Annotated in this window: 25 protein-coding genes; 6 read left to right on the top strand and 19 right to left on the bottom strand. The window is 54.7% G+C overall.

Going from position 1 to position 24,862, the window contains the following annotated elements; translation table 11 throughout:
- Position 1: 1 nt before the first annotated feature.
- Together VFO10_RS14275 and VFO10_RS14270 are read right to left on the bottom strand one after the other, a co-directional pair.
- Positions 2-865, bottom strand: a complete 864-nt coding sequence (locus VFO10_RS14275; protein WP_325141252.1) for a tetratricopeptide repeat protein — start codon at positions 863-865, stop codon at positions 2-4.
- Between the two features lie 2 nt (positions 866-867).
- Positions 868-1,323 (bottom strand): hypothetical protein, encoded by a 456-nt coding sequence (locus VFO10_RS14270; protein WP_325141250.1) that lies wholly within the window; start codon positions 1,321-1,323, stop codon positions 868-870.
- Between the two features lie 85 nt (positions 1,324-1,408).
- On the opposite strand from VFO10_RS14270, the gene VFO10_RS14265 reads away from it, so the two are divergent.
- A complete protein-coding gene (locus tag VFO10_RS14265) occupies positions 1,409-3,319 on the top strand; it encodes a DEAD/DEAH box helicase (protein ID WP_325141248.1) in 1,911 nt (636 codons plus the stop codon).
- 42 nt (positions 3,320-3,361) lie between these two features.
- Here the strand turns inward: VFO10_RS14265 and VFO10_RS14260 are convergent, their stop codons facing one another.
- The 7 genes from VFO10_RS14260 to VFO10_RS14230 form a co-directional block, all read right to left on the bottom strand.
- Complete coding sequence (locus tag VFO10_RS14260) at positions 3,362-4,252, bottom strand: ATPase, T2SS/T4P/T4SS family (protein WP_325141246.1); 891 nt, start codon at positions 4,250-4,252, stop codon at positions 3,362-3,364.
- A 39-nt stretch (positions 4,253-4,291) separates the two neighbouring features.
- A complete protein-coding gene (locus VFO10_RS14255; RefSeq protein ID WP_325141244.1) occupies positions 4,292-4,789 on the bottom strand; it encodes a DUF494 family protein in 498 nt (165 codons plus the stop codon).
- Positions 4,790-4,913: 124 nt separating this feature from the next.
- Positions 4,914-5,885 carry a DNA-processing protein DprA gene (locus VFO10_RS14250; RefSeq protein WP_325141242.1) on the bottom strand — a complete coding sequence of 324 codons (972 nt, stop codon included), beginning with the start codon at positions 5,883-5,885 and terminating at the stop codon, positions 4,914-4,916.
- A gap of 86 nt (positions 5,886-5,971) precedes the next feature.
- Positions 5,972-7,396 (bottom strand): LysM peptidoglycan-binding domain-containing protein, encoded by a 1,425-nt coding sequence (locus tag VFO10_RS14245; RefSeq protein WP_325141240.1) that lies wholly within the window; start codon positions 7,394-7,396, stop codon positions 5,972-5,974.
- Complete coding sequence (locus VFO10_RS14240; protein ID WP_325141238.1) at positions 7,396-8,190, bottom strand: hypothetical protein; 795 nt, start codon at positions 8,188-8,190, stop codon at positions 7,396-7,398. Before VFO10_RS14240 ends, VFO10_RS14245 begins: the two co-directional genes overlap by 1 nt.
- A 13-nt stretch (positions 8,191-8,203) precedes the next feature.
- Complete coding sequence (locus tag VFO10_RS14235) at positions 8,204-8,902, bottom strand: PilZ domain-containing protein (protein WP_325141236.1); 699 nt, start codon at positions 8,900-8,902, stop codon at positions 8,204-8,206.
- On the bottom strand, positions 8,874-9,947 hold the full coding sequence (locus VFO10_RS14230; RefSeq protein ID WP_325141235.1) for an O-antigen ligase family protein: 1,074 nt from the start codon (positions 9,945-9,947) through the stop codon (positions 8,874-8,876). Before VFO10_RS14230 ends, VFO10_RS14235 begins: the two co-directional genes overlap by 29 nt.
- A gap of 50 nt (positions 9,948-9,997) precedes the next feature.
- Here VFO10_RS14230 and VFO10_RS14225 point away from each other — a divergent pair, with 50 nt between their 5' ends.
- The 3 genes from VFO10_RS14225 (at position 9,998) to VFO10_RS14215 (ending at position 11,343) form a co-directional block, all read left to right on the top strand.
- Complete coding sequence (locus VFO10_RS14225) at positions 9,998-10,213, top strand: hypothetical protein (protein WP_325141233.1); 216 nt, start codon at positions 9,998-10,000, stop codon at positions 10,211-10,213.
- Positions 10,214-10,301: 88 nt separating this feature from the next.
- Positions 10,302-10,889, top strand: a complete 588-nt coding sequence (locus tag VFO10_RS14220) for a hypothetical protein (RefSeq protein WP_325141231.1) — start codon at positions 10,302-10,304, stop codon at positions 10,887-10,889.
- Positions 10,890-10,974: 85 nt separating this feature from the next.
- The gene (locus VFO10_RS14215) at positions 10,975-11,343 is read left to right on the top strand and encodes a response regulator (protein WP_325141229.1); all 369 of its coding nucleotides are present in this window, start codon (positions 10,975-10,977) and stop codon (positions 11,341-11,343) included.
- A gap of 7 nt (positions 11,344-11,350) precedes the next feature.
- Here the strand turns inward: VFO10_RS14215 and VFO10_RS14210 are convergent, their stop codons facing one another.
- The 6 genes from VFO10_RS14210 to VFO10_RS14185 all read right to left on the bottom strand — a co-directional run bounded on the left by VFO10_RS14210 (position 11,351) and on the right by VFO10_RS14185 (position 19,470).
- Entirely contained in the window at positions 11,351-12,334 is a 984-nt protein-coding gene (locus VFO10_RS14210) for a hypothetical protein (protein WP_325141227.1), read from the bottom strand.
- Positions 12,335-12,336: 2 nt separating this feature from the next.
- Complete coding sequence (locus VFO10_RS14205; protein WP_325141225.1) at positions 12,337-13,518, bottom strand: acyl-CoA dehydrogenase family protein; 1,182 nt, start codon at positions 13,516-13,518, stop codon at positions 12,337-12,339.
- The gene (rsgA, locus tag VFO10_RS14200; protein ID WP_325141223.1) at positions 13,511-14,713 is read right to left on the bottom strand and encodes a ribosome small subunit-dependent GTPase A; all 1,203 of its coding nucleotides are present in this window, start codon (positions 14,711-14,713) and stop codon (positions 13,511-13,513) included. The genes VFO10_RS14205 and rsgA overlap by 8 nt, the downstream gene beginning before the upstream one ends.
- Positions 14,685-17,189, bottom strand: coding sequence for a glycerol-3-phosphate 1-O-acyltransferase PlsB (gene plsB, locus VFO10_RS14195; RefSeq protein WP_325141221.1), 2,505 nt, complete (start codon positions 17,187-17,189; stop codon positions 14,685-14,687). The genes rsgA and plsB overlap by 29 nt, the downstream gene beginning before the upstream one ends.
- Positions 17,186-18,010, bottom strand: coding sequence for a pantoate--beta-alanine ligase (gene panC, locus VFO10_RS14190; RefSeq protein WP_349259368.1), 825 nt, complete (start codon positions 18,008-18,010; stop codon positions 17,186-17,188). Before panC ends, plsB begins: the two co-directional genes overlap by 4 nt.
- A gap of 440 nt (positions 18,011-18,450) precedes the next feature.
- Complete coding sequence (locus VFO10_RS14185; RefSeq protein WP_325141217.1) at positions 18,451-19,470, bottom strand: helix-turn-helix domain-containing protein; 1,020 nt, start codon at positions 19,468-19,470, stop codon at positions 18,451-18,453.
- Between the two features lie 132 nt (positions 19,471-19,602).
- On the opposite strand from VFO10_RS14185, the gene VFO10_RS14180 reads away from it, so the two are divergent.
- Positions 19,603-20,571, top strand: a complete 969-nt coding sequence (locus VFO10_RS14180) for a tetratricopeptide repeat protein (protein WP_325141216.1) — start codon at positions 19,603-19,605, stop codon at positions 20,569-20,571.
- Positions 20,572-20,708: 137 nt separating this feature from the next.
- A complete protein-coding gene (locus tag VFO10_RS14175) occupies positions 20,709-22,001 on the top strand; it encodes a S41 family peptidase (protein ID WP_325141214.1) in 1,293 nt (430 codons plus the stop codon).
- A gap of 34 nt (positions 22,002-22,035) precedes the next feature.
- On the opposite strand, the gene VFO10_RS14170 is transcribed toward VFO10_RS14175, so the two are convergent.
- The 4 genes from VFO10_RS14170 to hemE form a co-directional block, all read right to left on the bottom strand.
- The gene (locus VFO10_RS14170; RefSeq protein WP_325141213.1) at positions 22,036-22,341 is read right to left on the bottom strand and encodes a hypothetical protein; all 306 of its coding nucleotides are present in this window, start codon (positions 22,339-22,341) and stop codon (positions 22,036-22,038) included.
- 63 nt (positions 22,342-22,404) lie between these two features.
- Complete coding sequence (gene lipB / locus VFO10_RS14165) at positions 22,405-23,085, bottom strand: lipoyl(octanoyl) transferase LipB (RefSeq protein ID WP_325141211.1); 681 nt, start codon at positions 23,083-23,085, stop codon at positions 22,405-22,407.
- A gap of 3 nt (positions 23,086-23,088) precedes the next feature.
- Complete coding sequence (locus VFO10_RS14160) at positions 23,089-23,715, bottom strand: L-threonylcarbamoyladenylate synthase (RefSeq protein ID WP_325141209.1); 627 nt, start codon at positions 23,713-23,715, stop codon at positions 23,089-23,091.
- The gene (hemE, locus tag VFO10_RS14155) at positions 23,708-24,772 is read right to left on the bottom strand and encodes a uroporphyrinogen decarboxylase (RefSeq protein ID WP_325141207.1); all 1,065 of its coding nucleotides are present in this window, start codon (positions 24,770-24,772) and stop codon (positions 23,708-23,710) included. The genes VFO10_RS14160 and hemE overlap by 8 nt, the downstream gene beginning before the upstream one ends.
- Positions 24,773-24,862 lie beyond the last annotated feature (90 nt).

Genomic DNA, 24,862 nt, shown 5'->3' with positions numbered 1-24,862 from the left:
TTCAGAGTTTGGCCAGCTTATTCTTGGCTTGTTTCGCTTCAGCCGAGCTGCCGTATTTTTGAATCAGTTCCTGATAATAGATCTTCGCGGTTTCCGCATCGCCGAGCTGCTGGAAGCAGTCGCCCATGCGGAGCAGCGCCACGGACATGTTTTCCTTGGGCTTGCTTTCAATATAGTCGTTATATTTCAAAGCGGCTTCACGGATATTGCCGGACTTATAAAGGCTCTCGGCGATGATGTAGGTGGCTTCCTGCTTATCTTTCTTGGCCTTCAGGCTGCCGAGGACTTTCTCGCCCTCTTCAGCGATCGCCTTGAATTTCTTCTTATCGAAGGCGGTGCGCAGATCATCAAGATTTTTCAGCGAAGCGCTTTTTTTTTCTGTGGCTTTCGCGGCCTTCTCTTTGTCCTTCGCCTTCTCGTCTTTCTTATCCGACTTCTTGCTCGACTCCACCGACTTATCGATGACGCCGAGGATCTTGTTCTGGTTTTCTTCGACCAGCGTCATGCGTTCGTTGAGTTGAGTCAGAGTCTTGGCCACCGAACCTTCCTGGTCGGGATCGGTTCCTGGGAGCTGACCTGTCGTCACTCCAATGCGTAGTGCGTCGATATCACCCTTCATTCGCTGCAGCTCGATCGAGATCTTATCGAGCCTTGTACTGACCGAGGCCTCCTGCCGGCTGGTCGCGGTGTTGATCTCTTTCCCCTGCGCGCTCAGCTGGTTTTCCATCTGAAGAACGCGGGTTTGAAGACCAAAGATATCATCACGAAGCTGCTGCTCCTCGGCCGGAGTTACACAGGCGGCGAGGGATGCGAGGACGCCGCAGGTGAGGATCGGCCAGGGATTGATTCTGCGCAAACGGATCATTGTTAAGCCCTTTTCTTTTTCCTAAGAGTCTCAAGCCGCTTATTAATTATAACAAGTCGGCGGAAAAACAAATTGGCCTCTTTGGTCCAGTTATCGTAGTAGGGCCCCAGCGTATTGTGATGCATGGCGAGAAGTCGCATATCCTCCTTCCAGGCCATCAGCTCCGTCATAGCTTTTTTGGCGTCTTCAAGATCTGCGAAGAGTTTTTCCCGTTTCTCGTCCACTTTGGCAGCCTTCGGCGCCACGGATTCTGCCGCATCCGCGCCAAACGCTACGTTATTTTCTCCAGTGCCTGCGACTTCAGCTTGGAGCTGCGCGCTTTCCAAGGTATCCTTCTCGCTTTCGCCAGATGGCCCGTGAACCAACGCCGCCTCAGCGGTTTCATCGCCTGACTCGGGCTTGTCTGCTTGAGAGACATCCATCAATGCATCCAGGTCATCAGGGTGATTTTCTGCCATTCGTGCACCTTTTTTATGTGGCTGTATGCCTTGATATCGGTTAAATTCAAAAAAAAATTAGCTGCTTAACGCAGCGGAAGACGCGATGAGTGATAAAGAAGACCTTATGACAACTCACAAGCCAGTCTCAGATCCAATTCTCGAAGAAGCTCCGGAAGGTGCGGCGAATCCCGTCAACGACGAGGACCTGCCAGAGACTGGTGCGCTGCCTCCTGTCGAAACCCCTGACATTACTATCGATCACATACCTCTTTCGGTGATCGAACCAAGTCTTCCCATCCTCCCTGAGGATGATGATGATGACGAGGTCGTGGTTGTCAAAGACGAGCAGCTCTTTCCCGTTGAAACCTTTGAGGAATTGGCACTTGCGGAGGAATTGATTGCCGCCGTCCGCACCCTCAATTGGGAAAAACCCACTCTTATCCAGGGCTTATGCTTGCCCCAGACCATCCAGGGTCAGGACCTCGCAGGCTTTGCTCAAACCGGTACCGGCAAAACCGGGGTGTTCCTGATCACGATCGCCCATCAGCTTTTGAAGCTGAGGGAAGCAGGGGGCGAGAATAGTCTCTTGCCCAAGGCTTTGATTTTGGCCCCGACCCGCGAGCTGGCCCTGCAAATTTCCGCGGATGCGGAGCTGCTCTTCAATCAGCTGAATATTTCCTGCATGGCCGTCTTTGGTGGGGTGGATTACGACAAACAGGCCCAGCGCATCAAGCAGGGCATCGATGTTATCGTCGCGACTCCCGGGCGTCTGAAAGACTACTATCAGAAGAAGGTCTTCTCGGCCCAAGACCTCTGCCTTTTCATCTGTGATGAAGCCGACCGCATGCTGGACATGGGCTTTATCGAGGACGTGGAATTTTTCCTCAGCAAGCTCAGTCCCGAAACGCAAAAGCTCCTCTTCTCGGCCACGACCAACGAGAAGGTCAAGGAACTCGCTTTCGAGTATCTTGAAAATCCTAAATACATTTCTGCCAACCCCGAAGTGATGACGCCTGAGCGCATCGAGCAGCATGCCGTGATCTGTGATTCGACACAGAAGCTGCAAGTCATGCTCGGTCTTCTGCGGGATCATCAACCCGTGTGTTCGGTGGTTTTCGCCAATACCAAGATCGTGGCGGAATGGCTTCAGTACAAGCTCATGGGCAACGGCATCGAATGTGATCTGATCACAGGTGACCTGCCTCAGAAAAAAAGGATTGCCTTGATTCAAAGAATCAAGGAAGGCAAGGTCAAAGCCTTGATTGCCACCGACGTGGCAAGCCGCGGCCTGCATATTTCCAGCGTGACCCACGTTTATAATTTTGATTTGCCTGACGAAGCAGCGAACTATGTCCACCGCATCGGTCGTACCGCACGTGCGGGTGCCAGCGGTGCCGCTTACTCGCTGGTCTGTGAAGATTACGGCCACAATCTGATCGACATCGAAAAGTACCTTGGCGAAAACATCAAAATTAAAACCGAATGGTTCCCTGAATCCTATCTGCAGATCGAAGACAAAGCCGGCAATCCTTATAAAGATCCAGAATTCAAGGGTTCCCGTATGAATGACAAAGAGGAAAGAAGAGACGGTCGCCGCGGCGGTGATCGCTCGAAACGTCCGGATCGTGGCGGACCAAAAGCCGGCGCCAGTGCGCAGGGTGATAAGCCTAAGCACGAGCGGAAACCGAGCGGTGGTCCGCGCATCGAAGCTCGCCAGGATCGGGGCGGAGCCGAAGGCAAAGGACAGGAGCAGCAGCCGAAGGGACAGAAGGGCAAACGCCAGGATGCGCGCCAGCAACCAGCAGCAGCTGTTGCTGCACCTGCAGGGGCAGCCACGCATCCACGCGGAGGCAACCGCCACCGCAAGGCGCACACCAATCCCAATCAGCCAACGCCGACCATCCAGCCGCGTGGCAAGACGATTATCAAACCTGTGCAGCCTGAGGTCGTACCCAACTCCTTCCTCGGCATCTTCAAGAAGATCTTCGCGATTTTCTTCGGAAAGAAAAAGTAAGCCGGATTTGATGTCGAAGAAAGAAAAGAAGCGCCCTGAAATTCAGGGCGCTTTTTTTTGGGGTCCGTCCTCTGTGAATTGCCAGATGCCTGTGACGCGCGGAAAATTTCGACCCATCAGTATATAGTGCGCGTTCTGTTCACACAGAAGGCTCTGCCATATCCGAAGATCCTCGTCGGCAAGATCGGCGAGTCGAGCCGCCAGGGACTCGGGACTTCCGGCATGAAGCGTCACCCACACGCTTCCATGTCCTGCCAGCACAGCACGACGGAGCGCGCGCGCTTCCTCTTTCTGCCTTAATTCACCGATCACAATGCGATCAGGACGCAAGCGGAGCAGCTCATCAAAGCTCTGACTCAGACTGAATGCACCCTCGCCGCCAAGATCCGAAGTCTGAGCCAGAAGACGCATCCATCCCGGTCCCAGACGCGGAAGTTCGGCAAGCTGTTCCAGGATCGCCACGCGCATGTCCCGGGCCGTACGCTGTAAAAGAGCCATCATCAGCGAGGTTTTCCCCGCGCCGGTAGGTCCTGCAATCAAAAGAGGTGCGGACGCAGCGGCAACACGGTCCAGCTCCGTGATCATAAAAGATGTCACAAAATCTTTAAGATCAAGAGCACGGAGGCGATGACGCCGGAGACTCAAAAGTGGACCATCGCGTGAAACCGGAGGCAAGACGCAGTGCCAGCGGAAATGCTCGGCGTCCATCTCCAAAGCGCCACCCGCGGCCGGCATCAAAGGATCCAGACGCAGGTTCTGTGAAAAAGCCAGGTTCTGACAGGCTTCGATCATACTTTGAGTGGAGGAAAAAGGTGAAGATTCCATGCGCCTTTGAGCGCCAGAGAGAAGAAGGACCTGATCACAGCCATTGATCAGAACTTCATCCAAACAAGGGTCGCGAAAGTAGGATGCGAGAAGATTTTGTATGAGCAAGACAGCCCCTCCAGTAAGAGGGGACAGGTCTTTCGTCTATCAGCAATAGTAATCGGGCACGCAGGCGTGGAACATGTCATGGAAGTCGCCTTCCGATGTTCCAGGCAGCACGGCGATAAAGATTTCCGCCAGCAGGTTGCTGACTTCTTCATCATCCCAGTCACGAGTATCAATGACGCGGGCTCCTTCGAGCATGCGTTCAATGATGTCACTGGAAAGAATCCCTTTATGCCGGCACAGCTCAATCTTCGACCAGATCTTGTTGCTAAAGTTGATGCGTTCCATCGGATTGGTGATGCGAACGCCTTCGCCTTTGCTTTGCAGCATAGCGAGTGATTCCACGACGGTTCCCGAATTCACGGCTTTTTCCACCCAGTCGCAGGCCGCTTCGATATCCGTCGAAGAAAACCCTGCTTCCAGAAGCTCGTCGCGAACGTAACGTTCCGTCAGTTCCAGTTCGTCATAGCCAAAGATTACCATTTCGGCCATGGCACGGACCACAGACCACCACGTCGCCTGTGAAGTGACACTGTGCATGTCTCACTCCCCTCAACTGGATCCATCAATATCTTAAGTTCTGATATCAACGGTTCCGATATTAATGCTGAATGTACTTTCTTATAGACTAAGACTTTGTCCCCGGGAAAGCAAAACAAATTCCTTAAACACGATCGAAGCCAGAACCAGCTTCAAACCAATCCCTGCCGTCACAGCTCCAGGCCATGCGCATATAGTCCTGCGCGGAAAAGAAAGGTGTCGCGCCCTCCAGCAGCAACTGTTTCGAGCCGAGTGCGCGCACATCATCTTCGGGATGCACCATGACAAAGACCTCCCGACCCTGTTCCAATGCGAGCTGGGCGGTCACTTTTGCGCCAGATCGTTCACCTGCGAGCATCAGAAGAAGACGCGGCGAAAGCCCTGTGATGATGCGGTTTCGTACCGGAAAATCATAAGGTCTGGCAGGATATTCCCAGAGTCTTTCGCTAATGAAAACCGCTCCGGATTTTTGCAGGAGTCGAAAGACGTTTTCGTTGCAACGCGGATAGAAGCGTGAGAGTCCGCCCGCGAGCACCACAATCGTTGGACAGGGCCTTTCTCCCGAGCGCAGCGCTCCCCGATGCCCTGTGATGTCGCAACCCAAAGCTCCACCACTGACAATGACACCCCCTTCCGCGGCCAGGGCGGCAGCCAGCTCTTCCGTTTCCCGCAGAGCAAAACCAGACGCACGGCGCGAGCCCACAATGCTGATCGAAGGCTTGCTCAAGGTCTCGGGCGGACCCAAAACGGTCAGGCAGTTGGGTGGATCTTTGATACATGCAAGAAGCGCCGGATAAAGCGGATGATAGAAGTCGATCAGCTGCGCACCGGCACGCGTGGTCTGCTTGATATTTTCATGAATCAAAGTGGCGAGAGCGATCGGACTCGCTTGAGCTGAGCGCATGAGATTCGTCCACGGTACGGTCCCTGCCTCCAAACGATAGTGAATATAATCAGCCCAATCGCTCACCCCGAGCGCTTCGATCGTAACGCGCGGGTCTTCGCTCTCCTGATGTAACGGCAGAGACAGCCAGCGATACATCCATTGGGATAGGACATGAGAACAATGCGCTTCGAGTTGGGGAATGACGGACATGAAACCTCCTTCGCACAAACGAAAAGAGGTTTAAATTTTCTGAAAGGGAAAAACCACGGACATGGAATCAAGGCTCGGACAAATACTCAGGGACTCGCCTTATCACCCAGTCGAACTTCGAGCACATCGCTCAAAATAAAACCGAGGGCACCGGACGCGGAGGCATCCACGATGTAGGCCTTGGCCACCTGACTCTCCGTATCCGGCAGATCACCGCGCAGAAAACTCGGCGCGGCCACCTTCACGTTCTGCATGATGTTGTAGACCTGGCCTTCCTGCAGCTTGTTTTCGTTCTGCTCAAGGAAGACGAAGGCCCCACGGCCGCCGACCGCCATGAAGGGCTCGGTAAACGCCACGACCTGCTGATTCGCGCCCTGAATGCTTTGCGGAGGATTCACGGGCATGCTGCGCTTGGTCGAACGGTACGCGATCACCATGTCGCCGGGCATCACGCCGAGCCTGTTGTAAATGACCTGGGCCCGGAACACGTCCTCGTCTTCGTCCTTGGAATTCACCTGGATATGCGCGATGAATTCATAACGGTAGCCCACGAAGTCGTTGCCGTTTTTGGTCCGCACTTTACCGGTTTCCCGCACGATCGTATAGCTGGTGCCGGTCTTCAGGCTGTCGTCGTCTTCAGGCTCCACGATCAGGAACTGGCCTTTGTCGATCAGATAGGAACCAGCCGAGCCACCCACGATACGACCCAGCTCTTCGAATTCATCCGCCACGATAAAAGCTGGTACGATAAGTGGCACCTTATCAGGACGCTCGCGCTCGCCCACGACTTCGATCATATCGTCGATGCCGGCGACGGACTCCAGATCCTTCGCATCGGTGATCTGCTGATTGGTCGGAATCTCGGAACGCATGAGCATGCCGTTGATATCCTCACGCACCAGCTCGGCTTCCTTCATGCCGCCTTTATCCACGGGCACGATATCGTCTTCCGTTACGACCTGAAGAAAAGGGGGATTGTCAGCATCACCTGCATAAAAACGCAGCTTCATGCCGGGATAAATAAAGTGCGGGTTGGCAATGCCTGGGTTGAACGACCAGAGCTTCGGCCAGTAGTTCGGCTCGTCGATGAGCTGGTCGCAGATATCAAAAAGGTTATCGCCTTCCTGAACCGCATACTCTTCCGGAGCTTCACCAGGGGCCATATTGCGCAAGGTTCCCGGCACCGGGGGAGCACCCGCGAAAAGATTCGGCTCCAGGACTTTTTTGATGCGGCTGCGGACATCGACGGGTTCCAGGCCGCTGGTATCGGTGGCCGGTGCATTCTGATTCGGCTGGCTCATTGAAGCTGCCTCGGCCTGAGCCGCCTCATCCGGTACGGACGCTTCAATCCCCTGAGCAGGAGGCGGCGGGGGCGGCGTATTCATTTCGCCTTCATCCATTTCCGCGCCCATTCTTTCAAGGTCTTCCAGGGACGGTTCCTGGGCCATAACACTTCCCCAGGGAAGCAGGGCGAGACAAAGGCTGAAAATATAGGAAGCCGGCCTTGCCATCAAAGCTTCTCCCTCATGCGGTCGATTTCCATGCGCGCCATTTCCCCAAGATCCTGATTGGGATATTCATCGATCAGCAGTTTGAACTGATCACGAGCGCGCCCCGACAGCCCTCGATTCAAATCAATCTTGGCCATATAGAAGCGGGCATAGGGCACCCATGAATTGTGATTGAACTGGTCGATGAGTTTTTTGAAGCTCTGCTCGGCAAGCTGCATTTCCTTCAGATAGAACCAGCTGAGGCCGATCCAATAGTTATGGCTGCCTTCCGTTAAACCATCATCGAACTTCTCGCCGATTTCACCGTACTGAACGATGGCCTGGCCGTAGTTGGCGGCATTGAATTTTTCCTGGGCCGCCCGCAGAAGACGCTGATATTCCGCAAGGTCCTTGCTTTTTTCACCCGCAAGGGCCGGTGGAGGCGTGGTGGCCTGGACGGACGCGGGCGTCTCTTCGGGATCAGGCTCCGGCTTTTTCGTGTCATGCTTCAAGGGTTTGTCGGTCTTCAGCTCGTCGGGAATGATGCCGAGCATGAGGCCCTTCTCCAGGAGCTTCATCCTTTCCTTCTGCCGAATCTGTTGATTTTCAAGGTCATCGACCCGGGCCCACAGTTTGGCGAGTCGCAGCTCAAGATCGGAGGCCGGCGCCACACTGGGCGCGGAGACGGGAACGGGCGCTGGCTGAGCACGGGTCACGGGGGCTGACGGCTGAATTTCATCAGGCGCTTCGTCTGCGAAAGGATTGTATCCCGCGCAGGCAGTCAGCATAAAAACGATGACAATCAAAGCGCGCATGCACACCGCTCCTTCAAATCGCATCCGCCACACTCAGCTGGCGCAGATAGTTGCGAATCTTGACCTGATACTCTTCCGATAAATCCAAAAATTCGATGCCCAGGCGAAAATCAAGCTGATAGCGTTCGCGGTTGTCTTCGCTGAACCGATTCTTGATCCGGCGTTTCCAGCGGATCGCGGCCTGGACCGGCATGGGCGCGCTCATCGGCAGATGCAGCTTCGCCTTCGGATCCACGTCCACCGTTTCCAGGACGTTGATGAACGAAGGGAAGTGACTCTGCACGCATACGCCGCCGGCGCTGATGTCCATGATGGGAATCCATCCGGCAAGGCTGCGATAGGCATCAAAGAATGGCGGGGCCGAAGGATCATCATCCTCGGGCACCCACTGGCTGAAACTCAAATAGGCCATAGCCGACGGGGTCACGCGGTAACGCGAATTCTGCCGTCTTTCAATGGTGACCAGCGAGGCGGGCAGACTGCAGACGACGCCATCGTCCGTCTTGTCCAGGATGGTGGTCACGAACATGACCTTCGAAGGCATGCCGATGACTTCGATTTTCACCGCCGTGCCTTTTTCCAGCTTCTGCAGACCGATATCAGAGATTTTATCGAACACGATCTGGGGCGGACTCTTTTGACCTTCGAAACGGGCGAAATTCGCCCGGATTCCGACTTTGATATTATCCTTGGTCCGAATCAACGCCTGCATGTGACCGTCGCTCATGCGCATGACGATCCGCGAGATCCTCTCCGGATTGGTGATCTTGGAGGTGGCTTCGGCCGTTTGATTCATCGGGCACTCCTCCAGCTATGAGGCAGCCGCAACAAAGGCCCATGCTGGTCCAAAGAGCATAAAGATATTCGCTATCCCGCAGCGTGTTTTGAAGCAGACCACCGAAGAGCGTTCCGAGAGCGATCAGAAGAAAGCCCTGGTGCCGAAAGTCCTTCAGCGTTCGAAAGGCCGCACGGAAAAGAACTGCGAAGATGACCAGCAGAGCCAGCGATCCCACAATTCCGGAGTCCGCTAAAGTTTGCAGCAGGATATTATGCGCCGTGTATTTTCTCTCAATATGAGTGTATCCGGCCTGGTCATAATAGTCCAGGAGCAGCCTGTCGTAATTGGCCAACCCGGTTCCCAGCCAGGGCTGATCCATAAAAATTTGCAGATGCACTTTCCAGAAAATCCAACGATCAAAACGCTCTTCCCAGGGCAGCCTGGGATCCATGAGTTCCTGCACACGCCCCATCATCACGGGATCGAATAGAAAAAGACCGCTTATGATCACAAAAGCCAAAAGTCCGAGGCCCAGAATGTTTTGCAGATTGGCGAGACGGGTTTGGATAAGGATGCCGAGCACCATGAGGGCCACTGTCAGCACCAGGGGATATCTTGAGCCGGTCAGAGCGATCAGACCCAGGTTGACCGCACTGATCAGCAGCCAGGTCCAGCTTTGCCGCCTCTGGCTGCGAAACATCCAAAGGCCCTGCGCGAAGGTCACAAGCGCGAGCAGCATGCAATTATACGCAAGACTCAAAGGATGGCCCATGAGTCCCGAGGCGCGATAGACGCCGTACGCAAAGCGATGCTCACCAATCCTGGCTTGAAAACCGTGGATCCAATCCCAGCCGAAATTCCTTTGTCCCAGCATGTAAAGCCCCAGAACGAGCGAGGCCATCAAAAGCCCCCGGGCCTGCCAGGTGAAGAGGTTCAGGCCGTGCTCCCGGAAACTTTTTGCGGCCAGGATGAATGTCAAGATAAGAAAAGTTCCGTAAAACCCCTGTTTTCCCAATAGACGAAGATGGGATGATAGAGTTAGTGTCAATGGATCGTCGGCGAGGAAAGCTCGCACCAGCTGTAAAAGCAGCAAAAGAATCTGCGCAGCCAAAAGCAGCAGGATGCCTTGCCAAAGACCCCGGAGAAGGTTTTGAATCTTTTGCATTGCAGGATGGTCAGGCCAGGGCTGAAGCAGAGACTTCCAACCGCGAATCCATAAAAAGCGCGGACCGACAATCCCTGTGAGAGAAGCTTGAGCACCCGCTGGCAGGAGCGTGGCAAGCAGCATGAGAAAAATAAGTATCCGATTCCTTGCAGAAGGCACGTTTTCGCTATGACTTTGCACCCAGTATGGTCCTTCCTCATCATCAGCAGCCTTGGGCTTTTCGCGGCCCGTCTGCGCGCAGCGGATTCAACGACTGAAGACTTGACGATACCGGAGTCCTATCCTAAAGACTATATTTTCGCGCTTTATAGCCATAACGAACCGGTGGGCCCAAGTCAAAGCGAGCTACGCACCCATCAGAACTCTCCAGGCATTGCTTACATGCACCGCCTGGGTCATCCGTGGGTCGTTAATGTCGGCTATCGGTCCCAGGCCTTCATCAATCGCGCGCAGAATCGTCCGGTCTCGCTGATCACAGTCTTCAATTCGACCCAAAGGATGTTTCGCCTTTATCATCCACTCTATGCATTGGTGGGAACGGAAATCCTTTATCTCATACCTGTGCAGAAGGCCAACCCACCCATCACCAAGGATGCTGACTTCAGCACCGAGATTGGAATTGGGGCGGCTGGGTCACTCTGGTATCTTATGAGTCAAAATAGCGTTTTGGCCCTGGATATTCAACGCTGGAGAGGAACCAAGACTGACCGCCTTCACGGCGTGTCGATGACTCTGGGATTGGGCTGGGGTTTTTGACGAAAAGCAGGGGGTTCCTGCGTATTGCTCGGATGTTGGAATTGAGTGACAATAATGGTTGGGACGGGCTACGCCGAGGTGTTTGATGAGTCCAAGGACGAAAATACTAATTGTTGATGATGAACCTGAGGTCGGTGAGATCCTGGGTGTGCTGCTTGAAGAGCAGTTCGACTGCGAAGTCTTCACCGATGCGGGACGGGCCCTGGAAGCATTGCGCCGCACTGATTTCCCGCTGATCATCACCGATCTTGAGATGCCGCAGATCAATGGCGTGCGCTTTATCAAGGAAGTGCGCGAGCTGAATCAAAGCACATCCATCCTGATCAGTACCGGCCATGACTCGGCTCATCCGAAAGTGCAGGAAGCCCTCAAGGCCGGCGCGAACGGAATTTTAACCAAGCCCTTCATGGATCCTGACGACCTCATCCGCTCGGTCCGAAACCTGATTCATTAAAAGAGCCTCAGCTGGCGGGGCAGCGCTGCAGTCTTAAATCCGCAAGCCAGCCATACACACGGCTGGCCCAAAGACGCTGCAGGCCATAAGGTCCGCCGTAGACTGTCTTATCTTTCATTTTATTCATGACCACATTGCTGAACGAGACGAGCGCATCGCGATGCACCATGATGCGTTCGGAGTGCGAAGGGGATTGGCCCTGGGCGGTCGCCATGAAAAGATCGTTTTGATTGGAACTTGTGAGGCAGTCGGAGGCCGCTTCACAAAAGCCGGTCGCCGTATCCTTCAGCTCGAATGTTTCCGTGAATTCGGCAAAGCCGGGCCAGACGACGCCACCCGGAAGGTAACCTGAAACCACAAGGCGCTGCTTGCAGATGCCGAGTTCCTTCAGAAGATTCTGCAGCTCCGTGGAAACGAACTTATACCAATGATCCACCTTCTGCGCGCTGATCGGCATCGAAATATTGATCAGGAGGATGGGCTGCTGATCCAGCTCCAAAAGCGAATAATTCATAAAGCCGTCAATGCCTATGGGCCAGTGCTTTTTCTCGACCTTGTCCGAAGACGAGAGTTTCACCGGCAGCCCGACGGCGGCGGCGTTATACTGCATTTCCTGGGTGTCCTTGTAAAAGGCCACCATCTCCGCATCCCACTCGTAGCCTTCGAGCGCACCGAAATTCAGGATATTGATATCGGATTCACTCGGGCTGCCGCGACGGGTTAAGAGTTCCTGGAACACGACGATATCCGGCCGCGAAATGCGCAGCTGCTCGTCGATCAGCTCCAGGCGCTCCCGGCGGAAGAGCCAGTCGCCTCGCCAGTTTTTATTGGTGATGGTCGAGGGAATGCGCTGATTGAAGAGATTCAGATTGAGGATGCTGAAGCTGCGATCATCATAACGCTCGGAAGTGCGGATGCCGAAGAGGGCACAGCCGTTCACCCATAAACAAAGACTCAGAAAAGCCAAGGGGAACAGCTGCGCACGCTGCATGCTTAACAACCCAGGTAGCGTGAGATCACAAGGCGTTGGATCTCACTGGTTCCTTCACCAATTCTGAGCAGGGCGGCGTCGCGGTAGAAGCGCTCGATCGGATATTCCTTCATCAGGCCGTATCCACCGAACGTCTGCTGACCTTCACGCGCGCAATACTCAGCGACTTCTGAACAATAAAGTTTAGCCATGGCGGCATGCTTTTGGAAGGCTTTACCCTTCTGCTTCAGCCAGGCGGCTTTGTAGAGAAGGCCTTCAGCCGCTTCGATGCGGGTCGCCATTTCCGCCAGTTTAAAGGCCACGGCCTGATGTTTGGCAATGGCCACACCGAAGGTCTTGCGTTCCTTCGCATACTTGACGGTCATATCCAAAGCGCCTTTGGCAAGTCCAAGGCCCATGGCACCGATGGAAAGACGCCCATTATCGAGGGTCTCCATCATGATCTTGAAGCCCTGCCCCTTCTGTCCCAGCATCGCCGAATTCGGCACGCGGACGTCGTCGAAGTAAAGCTCGCCGGTGTTCGAGGCACGCCACATCATTTTACCATGCATCGTCTTGCGTGTAAGGCCAGGGGCATTGGAGGGCACGATGAAGCAGCTGAGTTCCGCCCGACCATCGGCCTTCTGGCCGGTCACAGCCTGGACTGTGATGCCTTCGGTGGTCTTCGCTGCGCTGTTCGTAATCCAGATTTTGGAGCCATTGATGACCCACTCGTCCCGGGAGGCGTCGTAAACCGCGCGGGTCTTGCTCGACTGCGCGTCACTGCCGGCTTCAGGCTCGGTCAAACCAAAGGCCCACATGCCTTTGCCTGTACAGAGGCTCGGGATATATTTTCGCTTCTGCTCTTCCGTTCCGTAATAGTAAAGGGGGGCCACGCCAAGGCTATTGTGAGCGGCGATGGTCGCCGCGTGCGAACCGTCGACCCGCGCCAGTTCCTCGACCGCCACCACGTACTGGACGTAATCCATGCCCTGGCCGCCGTATTCGGTGGGAATCACGGTTCCAAAGAGTCCCAGCTCACCCATTTTTTCGGTCAGCTCATAGGAAAATTCCTCTTTTTCATCGAGCTGATGCGCGCGCGGGGCAATTTCCTTTTCCGCGAAGCTGCGGACGGTTTGCCGCAAAAGAGTCAGCTCTTCATTCTCGCTGTAATCGTAACTCATGGAATGGTGTTCGCTACTCATCGCCTTCCTCTTCCTTATCCTTCCCAGTTATTTGATCACGGATCCGACCCTCGCGACCCGTATCCCCCAAGAGTATGCCTTTATACGATTTATAACGGCGCTCGCTGATATCACCAGCGGCCACAGCCCTTACCACCGCACAGTCCGGCTCATCAATATGCCGGCATTCACGGAATTTGCATTGATTCATCAGGGCCCGCATTTCCACGAAACCGTGACTCAGATCGATGGCGTTTCGTTCACTCAAGACAAAGCTGCGAATACCGGGTGTATCGATCACATAACCGCCGCGGCCGAGCTTGATCATGCTGGCGTAAGTTGTCGTGTGTCGACCCTTGTAAAAAATATCCGAGTTCTCTTCCACTTCCTGCGTGATCTCGGGTTTAAAGAGATTCACGAGCGAGGACTTGCCGACCCCGGAGTGCCCGCTCAGGATGGTGACCTTGCCTTCCAGCTGACTGTGCAGCTCTTTGATCAAAGGATGCTGGAAGTTCTGGAATTCAACCTGGAGCGAGAAAACGGTGTACCCCAATTTACGGAAATATTCCGCTTCTCTTTTGCATTCCTCGCGGAATTCTTCGCTTTCATCGGCCAGGAGATCTTCCTTGTTCATAACGATAATCGCCGGAATTTCCTGCTCTTCCGCCAGAATCAGATAACGGTCGATAAGGCCCCATTTGATCAGCGGATTTTTATAGCTGGCGACGATCATCAGCTGGTCGACGTTGCTGGCCAGAATATGCTCACGCTCCGGCACAGCCGGGTCACGACGTGCGATCCGGCTTTTCCGCGGGGACAGATTTTCAATCACACAGCAGGGGATGTCCGTCCCCAGGTCGACATCGCGATCATCGGTCGGGCGGCAGAGCACGCGGTCGCCGACGCAGATCGTGTTGCGTTCCCCGCGACGGCTCTGCAGATAACGTCGCGCGACCGTTGCGAGCCAGACGTCACGCGTCTGGACATCGCCGATATCCTTTTCCGGCGAGACGAACGCATAGCGCTTATGCACCTCGACCACGCGGGCCGGGAACCATTCGGGATGGGCTTCGAAATCCCATTTGTCCTCGGGCTGTTCGAAGTCGGCTTCGGAGGCTTTGTGCTTTTTTCGTTTGTCGCGACCGCGACGAATTTTATCGTACGTGGGAAGACGATCGCTCGCGTCGTCATTCCCCGTGTATTTCCATTTGGCCATGCTGCTCTTCTTCCTTGTCCTCATGCGTGGTTCTGAAAATGCGCTCGATACTGCGCAAGGCATCAGGCGAAAGGAGTCTTTGGGAGTTCTGCGCCATCACCGCCACGCGCTCATCAATCCGCAATTTCTTCTCGTCCACCTGGATCAGAAGACCCTTGCGTTTGAGGAGCTGGATATGTTTTTGAATAAAAGTTTTTTCGACGATCTCGGGGTTGTTAAGCCCGCTCAGGATCGCAAGGCGCTGGGCCATGCGATGACATTGCTGCAAAAATTCGTCACTATCCACCAGCCCGCGCTGACTGTGTTTGGCCAGAAGCACGGCGGTGATGATGAAGCGATCGAAGGTAAGTCCCAGCGCCTGGGACAGGATGTCGAGGGCCACGAAATCATCCGACTGCGCCGGCGGCCGGTGATAGATCTGCGGCGCGACCTTGTAGAGAAGCCCCACAGCGGCCATAGACTCGGCATAGCGTTTGACGACGCCTTCAATGGCGTCCTCCTCCCAGCTCAAGTAAAGCTCTTCGCGCAGAACGCTATAAATCTCGGCACAGGCGCGCACCAGAGAATCCTCGTCAATCGTATCGTCCCTTTGGAAGAAACGCGCGATGAGCGACGGAATAGCGAAGAGGTGGATGATATTGTTTCGATAGTAGCTTATGAGAGCCCCATCAATATCATTCACGAACACGACATCTCCCGCCGCATGATGGAAAAGGGATATGCTTTTCAATTTCATGGCCAGGGTGAAGATCGCGTTCACATCATCATTCACGAGCCGCACGTTGGGATGATAGGGCAGCTGCCTTTGCAGAGTGATCATGCGCTGCATGAAGATGAACAGCTCCTCTTTGGGAAGAGCCTTCTGCCAGGCTGCCAGAAGACCTACCCCGATCAGCCCGATCGGGGCGATGACGGCCGCTTCATTCATCCGGCGCGAAATGAGATGGGCCAGATCGTGAACGGCTCCGGAAAGCCATTCGGGTCTTTCCTCGTCGGCCTCACGCCAGCCGATGTAGTTATGGTCCAGGAAATTTTCAAGGATGATGGGCTCTCCATAGGAAAGATAGGCCTTCCCATAGAACTGCTGGAGCACCTTACGGGCCTGCAGGAGTTGAAGGATGGATTCCTTCTTCTTCGCCCCTCCACCGAGTTCGGTGAGATAACTCTTCACCTCCATGACCTTGTCATAGGCCAGGAACACGGGAACAAGGGCTATGGGCCGCTCGGTGTTCCTGAGATAACTCCGCACCACCATGGACAGCATCCCGGTTTTAAGCGGCAAAAGCCGACCTGTGCGGCTCCGTCCGCCTTCCGGGAAGAAGGAGATCGGATAACCCTGGGTCAGAAGGTAATGCATGTACTCTTCCACGACGGCCGCGTAAAGGCGATTGCCGTGAAAGGAACGCCGGATGAAGAAGGCGCCCGCGCGCCGCAGAAACCAACCCATCGGGAAAAAGTTCAGGTTGATGCCGGCCGCGGTATGCGGCGTCGGCAGCCCGCTTTTGTAGACGGTATAGTTCACGAGCAGGTAATCGAGGTGGCTTCTGTGCGTGGGGACATAGACGATTTCATAATTCTGAGACGCAAGACGCGTAACGTTTTCCACGTTCACCGCATCGACGCCCGAGAAAATCTTGTTCCAGAGTTTCCCGAGCACGAGTTCAAAGACCCGCACGATGGAATAGGTCTGGTCCGCGGAGAGTTCCCGCGCATAGCCGCGCGCCCTGGTTTCCAGGCTGCGGGTGAGCTGCGGTCGTCCCTTGCCTTCCTTCTCGATCTCCTGGCGCACGAGTTTACCGGCCACGACGCGGGAAATGACCTGCTCACGCACGTAAAGTTTCTGACCCAGAATCGTATTGCGCACGCGGCGGAAGTGGATGCGCAGGATCCTTCGGATCTTGCGCGCGGCGTTATTCACATCCTCTTCGCTCTGCAGGATTTCATTGATCTGAAAGGGCTTGGCAAAATAAAGTTTATTGTTGCGGCCCTGAGCCATCACGATGAAAAATTTCTGCAGCCAGCCGGCGTCCTCGTCATCATTGAAGATGAGTTTGAAGATCGACGGTTCTTCCGTCCCAGGATCCTTGCCCCAGAAGGGTGAGACCGGAACAATCTGCGGCTTCTCGCCGGTTTGTTCCTGGACCTGACGCACAAGGTGCAGGAGCACCTGGCTGGGTCGCAGACGCCTCACCCGTTTTATCGCCGTCGTCTTTTCCAGGAAGAGACAGACCGCACGCCGATGCCGGTTGAAGTCGAGCCCCAGATCCGGCTCGGGCAGACCGAATTTGCGGCAGGTGGTGAGCAGCACAAGGTAATCAATGATGGAACGCTTCGGCAAAACATAGATCACCGGACCGCCCGTCAGATCCAGGTGCTCCTTCAGGTTTTCCGGCTGCGCTGTGGTGTTGACCCAGAGCAGAACCGGCCGCAGAAGATAGGACAGCATAAGATGAAAAAATCGAATCAGCTCTTTCATGGACTGGACAGCTCCAGGTTATCAATCAAACGTACCGAACCCAGATGCGCGGCCACCAGAAGAACCGCAGGCCGATCAATCGCCTCGCTGAAATCAGCAAGGTCCGAAGCGCCGCGGATCTCGGCATATTCCACGCGGAAGGCGGGAAAATGTTTCATCTGTTCGGCAAAGATATCGAGCAGGACCTTCCTTTGCGTCTCGCCGCCCTTGAGCGCCTCATTCACCATTTGCATCGCGCGATGCAGTTCGGGAGCGAGCGCTCTTTCCTCGGGGGTCAGACGCAGATTGCGGCTGCTCATGGCGAGTCCATCCGGATCACGCAGAGTCGGGCAGCCGATCACTTCAATCGGGAAACAAAGGTCCTGGGCCATTTTTTTAAGAAGCGTGAACTGCTGATAATCCTTCTTTCCGAAGAGCGCGAAGTCAGGCTCGACGATATGAAAGAGTTTGCATACAACCGTGAGCACACCTTGGAAATGCCCTGGGCGGAAATGACCACAAAGGATATCCGAACGCTTTTCGTTGAAGACGTAGGTTTCATAACCGGCCGGATACATGTCTGCGGCATTCGGAGCAAAGAGCGCATTCACGCCGAGACTGCTGAGTTTCTCGCTGTCGGCCTGTAGCATCCTTGGATAGGACGCAAAGTCCTCTTTGGGGCCGAATTGAATGGGGTTCACAAAGATGCTGACGACCACGCGCTCGGCTTTTTTCTGCGCTTCCTTCACCAGGGCCAAATGCCCGTCATGCAGAGCCCCCATGGTCGGCACAAAGGCCACTTTTTCTCCGGCGGCACGCCACTCTCGACTCAATTGACGCATATCAGCAGGCGCTATAATGGTTCTGATTGGCACGGATACCCTCCACGACGGCCGCAGGTTCCCCTTTGGACTTAAAAAGTGGAGGTAGTATTACACTTTTTGCAGGCATAAGGGCAATAAAGAGAGGCGATCGGGAAAGGCGCCGCATAGGGCGAAAACGCAGTCGAAGAAGGAATTAAGGACTGGCGAAGGAATGATAGGTGAGGAGTCTCTGAAAACTGCCCTCCTGGCAATTCGGCTCTTCCTGAGCCCGCACTTGGGTTCTCTGAACCCCCATCTGCTCCGTAGGAACCCACATCAGGTTCCGTCCCACCCAGTCCTATGAAGAATCAATCTTCATACCTTACTGTTCGGAAAGAGCCTCACAAACTTAAGGGCTCCTAGAAAAAACGAAGGGCCGCTCGTGAGCAGCCCTTGGTGTTTTGAAAAATTCGCGGTGATTAACGCAGTGAAGTTCCGGGCACTGCTTTTTTCGCAATCGCGCTCTCGGCGCTTTGGAAGGTGATGCGTTTGGGTTCGCCCTTCACGGTCGAGGTGGGGACGCGCTGACCTTTGAAATAGATTTCCACGACCGACGAATCATCCACATAAAACTTCAGCTGGTCTTTGAAGCGGTAACGATAAGTGTCAGGCTTCAATTGGCCGGTGATTTGCTTGTCGTTATCTCTTGTGATTTTCACAGTCACGGGCTCTTTCACCGTTAATTGCACAAGGGTGCCGCCTTCCAGCGTGTCCTCTTGATCCGCGGGAGCCGGAGCGGCCGCAGGAGCGGGGGTATTGTCCGCTACAGCCGGAGCCACGGGAGTCGAGACGGCCGCCGTGGTTTCAGGAGCGGCGGCGGGTGCTGGCGTGACATCAGCGGATGGAGCGGTCGCTGCAGGAACGGCTGGCGTTTCGCTGCGTTCTTGCGTTTGTGCCAATTCGCTGGCGGAATCACGCGTCGCGATATCGATCTGATTGATGATGATCGCACCGACCACGAGGGCTGCCACCAAAAGAATCAGGGGTTTGGCGCGCAGATAATGATGCGGGGCCAAAGCCTTGATGCGGCCTTTCCATTCGTTGGGCTGGATGAGGAGCACGCCTTTTTTCAGCTGCTGATGACGTTTTTCATCCCGCACGCTGGGGCTGATGACGTCCTTGCCTTTGCCGGGGCTGGGTGGATTGATGCTGCGATCAAAAGCGGCAAGAATTTCTGCCGAATCCACGCCATAGACTTTGCAGAGGTTCCGAATGAATCCGCGACCGAAAACGGCGCCGGGCAGTTGGGCGAAATTCCCTTGTTCCAGGGCTTCGACAAAAGGCGGGGAAATCCGCGTCGCCATCGCTGCTCGTTCGATTGTAAAGCCCGACTGTTCACGGGCGGCGCGCAGCATGGCTCCAAAGGGGCGCTCATCTACGGGCGCTTTACCCTCAAGTGGTTTGTTGGATTCGGCCTGCTCATTGTCGATTTTCGTCATATTGGGCTCCGTCGCGTTTCTAAAAGCGGCACGATCATCGGCTTTCGATCGTGCAGGCCTTCCATCCGGAAGTTAACCATATTAAGCTGGAATGAAGAACCATAAACTTACGACGCTTTTGAGGGAACAACCATGCAACAGCTGCAGGCTCAAATCCCTGGTTTGGATTCATTCGCACACGCGGCCTGGCGTCGTGTTCTGGCTTCGTTCATCACGGCCCCGCGTCGTGTTCTGGCTTCGTTCATCACGGCACCGCGTCGTGTTCTGGCATCATTCAACATCATTCTTTTTATCCTATGTATGCCAGGGTGTCAAACTCTCAAAGACCAGGCGGGTGAAGCGAGGCGCGAGGACGAGCTCCTCAATACCCAAAAAAACCTGGTGATCGGTTATATCAACCAGGGTCAGCCCAACATGGCCTTGCGCGAACTCCGTCCACTGCTGACCAAATACCCGCAGGACGCGGACTTCAAGAATTTGATGGGACTCACCTATCTCTCTTTACAGAATCCCAAAATGGCGCTTGGTTTTTTTGAAGAATCCCATCGTCTGCAGCCCCGGGCTTCGGTTGCGCTGAATTTAAGCTCGGCCTATATCGAGACAAAGCAGTTCGCCAAAGCCATGAAGACTCTGAAAGATCTGCGCAATTCCCCGGCCGGCAAGGAGTACCAGTATCCCGAGCGCATTCTGCATAACATCGCGCTCTGTGCGGAACGTATGGATAAATACAAAATCGCAGAGAAATATTACAAGCTTGCGATTGAAGTCAATCCCTACTATTACCTGTCGCTGATGCGACTTGGTCAGTTGTACGAGCACACGCGCAACACCGATCTCGCCCTGAGTGAATATCAGAAAGCCCGCGACGCCTGCATGAAGTGCTTCGATCCGATTCACGCCCTCGTGACCCAATGGACTGCACGGGGCGACACCAGCAAAGCCATGGCGCTGATCCAGGAATATCTTGCGGACAAGGAGCTGGATGCGGCGGATCGCATGAAGGCGCGCAAGCTTCTTGCGAACACGACCAAAAGCGATCCCAAAAATATCATTCACGCTCAGAACGGCCGCGTACGCCCAGCCCGGACCGGGACCAACTGAGAGTGGGCCTCATGGCCGCAAAAAAATCCTAGCCTGATGTGGTTGTTCCCGAGCAAAATGTTAGAGGCCACCATCCAATCTTCAGTCTCACACTGATCGCCTTAACCGTGACCCACGGCTGCGCGAAAGGAACGTCCATGTCTGTTCGCAAATTCTGGCTTTTGCTGTCTTTACTTGGCTCCGCACCATCCCATGCCGCGAGTGACTCGGAAGTCGCTGACACCCGCTACCGCTCGCTGGAAACCCTGGCGCGCGGCCTTTATTATCTTGAAAACCTTTATGTCGATCCCACCAAGGTCAAAGCCGATGACATGGTCTACAACGCGCTGAAGGGCGTCGTCAGCAACCTCGATCCGCATACCATGGTCATGCCGCGCAGAGCCTTCGATCAGCTGACCTCGGATACCCAAGGGAAATTCGGGGGCGTCGGCATCATCGTCTCGACCGAACGCGGAAAGATGATCGTGGTCTCGCCGATCGAGGATACTCCGGCCTATCGGGCCGGGATCAAATCCGGTGATGAAATCATCGCGATCGACGACACCCCCGTGGATCAGATCAAATCCGGTGACGCGTCCGAACTCATGCGCGGAAAACCGGACAGCAAGATCAAGCTTACGGTTCGCCGAAAAGGTGAGGAGAAGCCGCTTCAATTCACCCTGGTTCGCGAGATCATCAAGGTGAAATCGGTGCGCTCCGCCGACCTCGGCAACGGCATTTTCTATGCCCGCATTTCAAGCTTTCAGGACAACACGGCTGATGAGCTGAAGGACGTCGTGGAAAAGTACGCCCAGGCCAGCAAGGGCATGGTCTTCGACCTGCGGGACAATCCCGGAGGCCTTCTGGATCAGGCGGTGAAGGTGGCCGATCTATTCATCGAGTCCGGCGTCATTGTTTCCACAGTGGGCCGCAGCAATAAGGATATCGAGCGCGAATTTGCGCATAAGCGGGGCACTTACGCGGATCTGCCGATCGTGGTCCTGATCAATGGCGGCAGCGCCAGCGCGTCGGAAATCGTGGCAGGCGCTCTGCAGGATCATGAAAGGGCCCTGATCATGGGTTCCACGTCCTTTGGCAAGGGTTCAGTGCAAACGCTCGTGTCGCTGCCCGATCACAGCGGACTCAAGATCACGGTCGCCCGCTACTATACGCCGAAGGATCGTTCGATCCAGGCCAAGGGCATCACGCCTGACGTCGTGGTCCCGCCGCAGCAGTTTGAAGTCAAGAATGCTACGACACGCAAGGAAGCGGATCTGAAGGGCCACATTGAAAGCGGTGACCTGTCCGATCTGGCCAAGAGTTCCGGCATTCAGACTGAAATCGAAAAATGGCCTGACATCCAGAAGGAAGACTACCAACTGGTTTCCGCGTATTCGTTTCTGAGGAGTGTGCGCTTTTTCGGACCGAAAGGTGTGAAGGCGAAGATTTGAAGAGGAGCGACCCAAGGGTCGCTCTCCCTCCCGTTCAGGCCGAATAACTGTCGTAATTTTTAAAAATCACCACATGTTGATCGCCAAATGGAGTCGCTAGAAAGCGACGATGGCGTGATGCGCAAAAACGCTGGTAGTTTCGATAAGCCTTATCGTTATCGAAGACCTTGATAATTTTCTTGCACTCACCGCATACCATCATCGGATTGTTCTTGGCGTGCATGCCAATTGTTCTTTTGCAGCATTCCAGCAGCTCAGGAGGATCGTCGTTGAGGTCGGGCGCAGCCACGCGCACCACTTTCCCATCGTTCACGACTTCGCCCGATTCGAAAAGATCCATGTTCCATCTCTCCCTTGCAGACAGTACGCATGTTTCCGCCGAGAAACACTCGGGTCAACGATTCTACGGATTCCGCATCAATTTGTCTACGGTCTGGATTTTAACTGAAAGATCCATGACTTCTGAAAATTTCTGCAACCAAACTCGCGTCACATCGGATAGGTCTGGTCCTGATCCTAAAAGATTTTCCATGGACGTGACACCTCTTTCTCGAATGCCGCAGGGCACGATCAGGCGAAAAAGCTTTAAGTCATTCACAACATTGAGAGCAATCCCGTGAAGACTGACCCGCTCTTTGACCCTGATACCGATCGCACAGATTTTATCACGTCCTACCCACACTCCAGGGTAATCGGGATCGCTTCGGCCGGCGATACCAAAATGCTGAAGTGTGAGAATCACAGTCTCCAGCAAGCGATCCACATAACGCTTGGGCGGCAGACGCAGCTCGTGAAGAGGAAGGATGGGATAGACGACGAGTTGTCCTGGTTCATGCGCGGTGACTTCACCGCCGCGATCGGTTGTGACCACTTCGATACCAGCGGCCTCAAGAGACTCCGGTTGGGTCAGGACAAGTCCCGCGTCGGCATTTTTTCCCAAGGTCAGAACCGGCTGATGCTGGAGCATCATGATAGCCCCAAACCTTTGGCCTTCGCGGACTTCGCGATGAAGTTGATGTTGGATTTCAAGCGCTTTGCCATAAGGAAGCAACGCGCAATCGAAAACGTCGAGGGACCTCTGCAAAGACTAGCCTCCAAATTGCTCGGGATCACCGACCCCGGGCCGAACCACCACCGGTTCGTCCTCTGAGAAGTCGATCACCGTCGACTCCAGTCCAGGCAATTCGTCGCCTAAATCCATCAGGAGATCAATACCGTGCCCAAATTCTTCAATGATTTGGTAGCCGAACTTCGGAATCTCCCCGTCAGCCAGCTCGGGCACCGAGGTCGTGGCCAGAGGCCGCCCGAAGCGGGTCACAAGGTCACGGATGAGCGGGGATTCGGGAATACGGACCCCAACGACCTGACGCTTGTCCTTGATCTGGCGGACCAGGTTCCGGGCTCTTTTCAGAATCACGGTGTAAGGTCCCGGCCAGCATTTTTTCAGAACGCGGTACTGATTGTTGTCGATCGTGGCGACGTTGGCCGCCATCGAAATATCGGAACAGATCAGACTGAAAGGTCGTTCCCTGGGATGGGTGGGCTTCAGACGCCGAATGCGATCGAGCGCCTTCACGCTGCCCGCATCGCATCCGAAGGCCCAGTTATGATCCATCGGATAGGCGATCACGCCGTCACGTTCCAGGAGTCGACAGACGCGGTCCAGGTCCTTTTCCGATGTGGGATTGATATAGGTGTAAAGATGTTCAGCCATGTCCTTGTTTTGCTCGTTCCGCCTCGAAGCGTCTCACTTCATCAATCGCAATCGCCACCGCCTGAGGAGGGGTATGCGGCTGCAGGCCATGCCCGACATTAAATATATGTCCGCGCGCCTTGGTGCCCGCTTCCAGCACATCGCGCACCATCTGTCTCAGCAAAGGTTCCGGAGCCAGCATGGCCTGCGGATCCAGGTTGCCCTGCACACTGACATTGAGACCCAGATTCTCGATCAAAGCGACCGCCCGAGGCATACGCGCCCGCCAATCGATAGCCAAAACATCGGCCCGAATGCCATTCAATTCGAAAAGGAGTTCCAAACTCTGACCGGGATAATAAATCACCGGCCCATCCCAGCGAGCCTTCACGGCTTCAATGACCTTGTTGACCGCCGGAAACACGAAGTCCCGATAATCGGCCGACGTCAGCTGGTTCGCCCAGGTATCAAAAAGCATGAGGCATTCAGCTCCGGCCTGGACCTGCATCAGAAGGTATTCCGTCGTGACATCAGCCAGGAGGTCCAAAAGACCTTTAAACGTTTGCGGCTCCAAATACCTTAGTTTTTTAACTTCGGTGAAGGTCTTGCTGCCCGAACCTTCGATCATGTAACTCGCGACGGTAAAGGGCGCGCCGGCGAAGCCTATCATGGTCTGCGCGGGTTTCATGCTCTGCTTCGTCAAAGCGATGGCATCCCCCACATAGCCGAGTTCCTTTTGAACGTTCGGATGCCGGAGTCGGGCAAGGTCCGCGGCCGAGCGCACGGTGTTGCTGAGTTCAGGTCCGTGACCCTTATCAAAGGTCAGGGTCTGGCCCATGGCCGTACAGGGAATCAAAATGTCCGAGAAGATGATGGCTGCATCCACATCGTAGCGACGCAAAGGCTGGAGCGTGACTTCCGCGGCCAGGGACGGCGTGCGGCAGAGTTCCACGAAGTCCACTTTTCTGCGAATTTCCATATATTCCGGCAGATAACGACCGGCCTGACGCAAAAACCAGATGGGAATGCGTGGAGTTTTATAACCAAATGCAGCATCAACCAAGGGCTTCTTGTTCAATTTGAATACTCCTCTCAATACGGTCCGACCTGGAACATGACACTGTGGCTCGGAGTCTGGACATGTCTCAGCTTACCATGAGACAATCCT

Origin of the sequence: Oligoflexus sp. (assembly GCF_035712445.1) — a bacterium.
GTDB lineage: Bacteria > Bdellovibrionota_B > Oligoflexia > Oligoflexales > Oligoflexaceae > Oligoflexus.
Note: the sequence above shows the minus strand (reverse complement) of the source record. Positions and strands in the feature narration are given on the sequence as shown.

Coding starts and splice junctions, on each gene's coding strand:
- rsgA (WP_325141223.1), bottom strand. CDS start 14,713: ATGGCCAAATGGAAATACACGGGGAATGACGACGCGAGCGATCGTCTT.
- VFO10_RS14170 (WP_325141213.1), bottom strand. CDS start 22,341: ATGGATCTTTTCGAATCGGGCGAAGTCGTGAACGATGGGAAAGTGGTG.
- VFO10_RS14180 (WP_325141216.1), top strand. CDS start 19,603: ATGCAACAGCTGCAGGCTCAAATCCCTGGTTTGGATTCATTCGCACAC.
- plsB (WP_325141221.1), bottom strand. CDS start 17,189: ATGAAAGAGCTGATTCGATTTTTTCATCTTATGCTGTCCTATCTTCTG.
- VFO10_RS14210 (WP_325141227.1), bottom strand. CDS start 12,334: ATGCAGCGTGCGCAGCTGTTCCCCTTGGCTTTTCTGAGTCTTTGTTTA.
- VFO10_RS14240 (WP_325141238.1), bottom strand. CDS start 8,190: ATGCGCGCTTTGATTGTCATCGTTTTTATGCTGACTGCCTGCGCGGGA.
- panC (WP_349259368.1), bottom strand. CDS start 18,010: ATGCGTCAATTGAGTCGAGAGTGGCGTGCCGCCGGAGAAAAAGTGGCC.
- VFO10_RS14205 (WP_325141225.1), bottom strand. CDS start 13,518: ATGAGTAGCGAACACCATTCCATGAGTTACGATTACAGCGAGAATGAA.
- VFO10_RS14225 (WP_325141233.1), top strand. CDS start 9,998: ATGATAGAGTTAGTGTCAATGGATCGTCGGCGAGGAAAGCTCGCACCA.
- VFO10_RS14235 (WP_325141236.1), bottom strand. CDS start 8,902: ATGCAGGCGTTGATTCGGACCAAGGATAATATCAAAGTCGGAATCCGG.
- VFO10_RS14275 (WP_325141252.1), bottom strand. CDS start 865: ATGATCCGTTTGCGCAGAATCAATCCCTGGCCGATCCTCACCTGCGGC.
- VFO10_RS14185 (WP_325141217.1), bottom strand. CDS start 19,470: ATGACGAAAATCGACAATGAGCAGGCCGAATCCAACAAACCACTTGAG.
- VFO10_RS14255 (WP_325141244.1), bottom strand. CDS start 4,789: ATGCACAGTGTCACTTCACAGGCGACGTGGTGGTCTGTGGTCCGTGCC.
- VFO10_RS14160 (WP_325141209.1), bottom strand. CDS start 23,715: ATGGCTGAACATCTTTACACCTATATCAATCCCACATCGGAAAAGGAC.
- VFO10_RS14220 (WP_325141231.1), top strand. CDS start 10,302: ATGACTTTGCACCCAGTATGGTCCTTCCTCATCATCAGCAGCCTTGGG.
- VFO10_RS14175 (WP_325141214.1), top strand. CDS start 20,709: ATGTCTGTTCGCAAATTCTGGCTTTTGCTGTCTTTACTTGGCTCCGCA.
- VFO10_RS14245 (WP_325141240.1), bottom strand. CDS start 7,396: ATGGCAAGGCCGGCTTCCTATATTTTCAGCCTTTGTCTCGCCCTGCTT.
- VFO10_RS14215 (WP_325141229.1), top strand. CDS start 10,975: ATGAGTCCAAGGACGAAAATACTAATTGTTGATGATGAACCTGAGGTC.
- VFO10_RS14270 (WP_325141250.1), bottom strand. CDS start 1,323: ATGGCAGAAAATCACCCTGATGACCTGGATGCATTGATGGATGTCTCT.
- VFO10_RS14250 (WP_325141242.1), bottom strand. CDS start 5,885: ATGTCCGTCATTCCCCAACTCGAAGCGCATTGTTCTCATGTCCTATCC.
- VFO10_RS14265 (WP_325141248.1), top strand. CDS start 1,409: ATGAGTGATAAAGAAGACCTTATGACAACTCACAAGCCAGTCTCAGAT.